General features: G+C 47.5%; 2 protein-coding genes, 1 tRNA gene and 1 pseudogene. 2 read left to right on the forward strand and 2 right to left on the reverse strand.

Annotated elements, in window-relative coordinates:
* Positions 1–353 precede the first annotated feature (353 nt).
* Positions 354–440: transfer RNA gene (locus tag B5F71_RS18855), tRNA-Ser, on the reverse strand.
* 526 nt (positions 441–966) lie between these two features.
* Between B5F71_RS18855 and pflB the strand changes: the two genes are divergently transcribed.
* Both pflB and pflA read left to right on the forward strand, forming a co-directional pair.
* Positions 967–3,189: a formate C-acetyltransferase gene (pflB, locus tag B5F71_RS18860; protein WP_087213410.1), complete on the forward strand. Its 2,223-nt coding sequence runs from the start codon at positions 967–969 to the stop codon at positions 3,187–3,189.
* Between the two features lie 97 nt (positions 3,190–3,286).
* Entirely contained in the window at positions 3,287–4,018 is a 732-nt protein-coding gene (gene pflA / locus B5F71_RS18865; RefSeq protein ID WP_087213413.1) for a pyruvate formate-lyase-activating protein, read from the forward strand.
* A gap of 174 nt (positions 4,019–4,192) precedes the next feature.
* On the opposite strand, the pseudogene B5F71_RS18870 reads toward pflA, so the two are convergent.
* Positions 4,193–4,398, reverse strand: a pseudogene (locus B5F71_RS18870) (hypothetical protein); the annotation flags it as partial.

The raw sequence follows: 4,398 nt of genomic DNA on the forward strand, positions 1-4,398 counted from the left end.
TAAACCTTTATATACAACAATAGCGACTGTCACTATGAACCTAATAGTTTCAGTCGCTATTATTTTGTTGAACCTATATGTTGCATATGGCATTAGTTGTCAGATACCCATGTTGTTTTGTCAATATACTTTCCGGATGTTTCAACTTCCATTTGTGTGGAAGCAGATCCAAAAGTTTCTCATGAGTTGCATTCTTGTGATAAGGCATTTGTGGGCTGTTTATCTATACAAAATATTAAAGGTTCCTAAGTGTCATTTTCCTATAGGACTTCTGACCATAAAAAAAAGACCTACAAATCAATAATTTGCAGATCCCTATCCTATCACTGTCCATTTCTGTCCAGTAGTTACAGCGGAAGCTGGGGGATTCGAACCCCCGGTACGGTAACCCGTACGGCAGTTTAGCAAACTGCTGGTTTCAGCCACTCACCCAAACTTCCGTTTGTTTGTGTCATTTTTGAAAACACATTTTCTCTCAAATGCGGTGCAAAGATAGATGGAGTTTTTGACTTGTGCAAACTTTTCACGCACTTTTTTTGCACTTTTCGCATAGTCCTCTCGGTAAGAAAAAGACAGAATCAAGATAGAAAGATCAATCAATGATACAAAAATAAAGAGAAAACTGCTGCTTCCCCAAAATCAATTAACGTTCATATTGCAATGTATCATCAATAGACCTGTCGGGATTAGGCATCAAATATCCCCAAATCTTTCTTCCTGATAAATTAGGAAGAGAATTATGAAACTGTTTCGAACTTATCGTGCGATGATTTGGGGTGAATTTTTGAGGCATTTCCGTTTGTGTGATGAGAAAGATAGCGGGCCATCTGTGTGTAAATGAAAGGACTGCAACCCTCCATGTGCTTATCCCCATTTTCAGGTATTGCGCCGTATCGGGATTTTCCGTACCTTTGCATCCGTTTTTAGGAAAAACAAGTATATCACATTTTAATTATTTCTTGCCTTATGACAATGAATTTCAAACCGGGACGTTGGAATCATCACGTCGACGTTACCGATTTCGTAAAGACTAACATTACTCCTTATGTGGGCGACGCATCTTTCCTGACCGGTCCCACCGAACGTACCAAAGCCGTATGGAACAAATGTCTGGAAGCACTTGCCGAAGAACGTGCCAACAACGGCGTGCGCTCGCTCGATCCGTCTACCGTCTCTACTATCACGTCGTTTGCTCCAGGATACATCGATAAAAACAATGAAGTAATCGTCGGCTTGCAGACCGACGAGGTGCTGCGCCGTGCCATCAAGCCCTTCGGAGGCATCAAGGTCGTAGAGAAAGCTTGCCGCGAAAACGGAACGGAAGTAGCCCCGAAGGTAAAGGATATATTCACGCATTACCGCAAGACGCACAACGATGGTGTATTCGATGCTTATACTGAAGAAATCCGATCATTCCGCTCGCTGGGATTCCTCACCGGACTTCCCGACAACTACGCACGCGGACGAATCATTGGTGACTACCGCCGCCTTGCTTTGTACGGACTGGACCGACTGATAGAAGCGAAGCAGGACGACCTGCGTCACCTGACCAGCCCGATGACTGATGAGCGCATCCGCTTGCGTGAGGAAGTGATGGAGCAAATCAAGGCTTTGAAAGAAATAAAGATACTGGGAGAACAATACGGACTCGATCTGAGCCGTCCGGCCGAAACGGCACAGGAAGCGGTACAATGGGTATATATGGCCTACCTGGCTGCCGTGAAAGAGCAAGACGGAGCAGCAATGTCGCTAGGCAACGTGTCATCATTTCTCGACATCTACATCGAGTATGACCTTGCTCACGGAACATTGGATGAAGCACACGCACAGGAACTGATTGACCAATTTGTCATCAAACTCCGTATGGTGCGCCACTTACGTATGCAGGCGTACACTGATATTTTCGCAGGCGACCCCACATGGGTAACCGAGTCCATCGGCGGACGCTTCAATGACGGACGGGTGAAAGTGACAAAGACCTCCTTCCGCTTCTTACAGACACTGTACAACCTAGGGCCTTCGCCCGAACCGAACCTGACCGTGCTCTGGAGCCCGCAGCTACCCGAAGGCTTCAAGGATTTCTGCGCACAAGTATCCATCGATACATCTTCCATCCAGTACGAAAACGACGACCTGATGCGCGAGGTGCGCGGTTCGGACGATTACGGTATTGCCTGCTGCGTGTCGTATCAAGACATCGGCCGTCATATCCAATTCTTCGGTGCACGCTGCAACCTGGCCAAGGCACTCTTGCTTGCCATCAACGGCGGACGTTGCGAAAATACGGGCACAGTGATGGTGAAAGATATTCCGGTATTAAGTAACGATGAGCTGAATTTCGAGGAAGTGCTTGCCAACTACAAGAAAGTACTGAAAGAGATGGCGCGCGTATACAACGACGCGATGAACATCATCCATTACATGCACGACAAATATTATTACGAGAAAGCGCAGATGGCCTTCGTTGACACCGACCCGGAAATTAACCTGGCATACGGAGTGGCCGGTATGTCAATCGCAGTAGACTCGCTTTCTGCTATCAAATATGCCAAGGTAAAAGCACGCCGTAACGATATCGGACTGACCGAAGGTTTCGACATCGAAGGCGAGTTCCCCTGCTTCGGGAACGATGATGACCGCGTGGACCATTTGGCGGTAGACTTGATTTATTACTTCGACGAAGAACTGAAAAAGTTGCCCGTCTACAAACACGCCAAGCCGACACTCTCCATCCTGACCATCACCTCAAATGTGATGTACGGCAAGAAAACAGGCGCCACCCCTGACGGACGTGCCAAAGGAGTAGCATTCGCCCCTGGAGCGAACCCGATGCACGGGCGTGACAAGAACGGAGCCGTAGCATCACTCAGCTCGGTGGCAAAATTACGTTACCGCGACTCACAGGATGGTATCAGCAACACGTTTTCCATCGTTCCGAAATCACTGGGTGTAGACCGCGAAAGTCGCATTGAAAACCTGGTGACATTAATGGACGGATATTTCGTAAAAGGGGCACACCACCTGAACGTGAATGTGCTGAATCGTGAAATGCTGGAAGACGCGATGGAGCATCCTGAAAAATACCCGCAACTCACCATCCGCGTATCGGGCTATGCGGTCAACTTCATCAAGCTAAGCCGCGAGCACCAGTTGGAGGTTATCTCACGCAGTTTCCACGAACGGATGTAAAATAGTTTAACAATTGGACACGGGACACAAGGTGACCTGATCATCCACAAAGAAGCTCAACACCAGTGCGTCTCCGTGTCCAAAGTAAAAAATAATAATGGCAATAAAAGTACATTCATACGAATCGTTGGGCACTTACGACGGACCTGGCATCCGTCTGGTAGTCTTTTTGCAAGGGTGCAACTTCCGGTGCTTGTATTGTGCCAATCCCGACACCATCAATCCGCAAGGTGAAAGCAAGGCCACGGATCCCCAAGACATTTTGCGGATGGCAACAAATCAAAAACCTTTTTTCGGCAAGAAAGGCGGCATCACCTTCAGCGGAGGAGAACCTACGATCCAGGCAAAAGACTTGATACCTCTGTTCCGGATGCTGAAGAAAGAGGGCATTCATATCTGTCTGGACACAAATGGAAGCATCTGGAACGAAGATGTGAAGGAACTGCTGACACTGACCGACCTGGTACTGCTCGATGTAAAGGAATTTAATGATATACGCCATCGCCGGCTGACCGGTCATAGCAATGCCCAAACGCTGGAAACGGCTGCCTGGCTGGAAGCTAACGAAAAGCCCTTCTGGTTGCGTTACGTGCTAGTTCCAGGCTACAGTTCATTTCGTGAAGACATCAAGGATTTAGGAGCCCATTTCCATCCTTACCGGATGATAGAACGAGTAGAAATCCTGCCTTACCACACACTAGGCGTTCATAAGTACGAAGCAATGGGTCTGGATTACCAATTAAAAAAGGTTCCTCAAAATACACCCGAAGAACTGGAGGAAGCCCAGATGCTGTTCGAAACATACTTTATTAAAGTCTATGTTAACTGAAGGAAGCTCTATGTAGCAAACCGGTGTAAAATAACTGTTTTACCACAGAGGACACAGCACACAGAGTCTTTTAAATTTTTCCTCCGAGTGCTCAGTGTCCTCTATGGTAAGAAAATACACGAACTTGTACCGCGCATGATATAACTAGAAACCGCGTCTTGCTATATTGAAAAACTAAAGCCCGTCATCCTGCCCCTTACGCTTCACATACACCCGGTGAGGAGCACGCCCCTTGATGTCGATAAGGTGCGCTTTCACCCATTTGTCCAGATCCTGCCAAGCTTTGTATTTCAGCAGCCCCGTCAAAGCGCCATATTCCGCACGGGTGATATAGTCGTGGCTCTCCAGATACGATTGAAGCAAGGCGAGCCGCTCTTCCT

Source organism: Bacteroides sp. An269, from assembly GCF_002159755.1.
In the GTDB taxonomy this organism is placed as follows: Bacteria; Bacteroidota; Bacteroidia; order Bacteroidales; family Bacteroidaceae; genus Phocaeicola; species Phocaeicola intestinalis.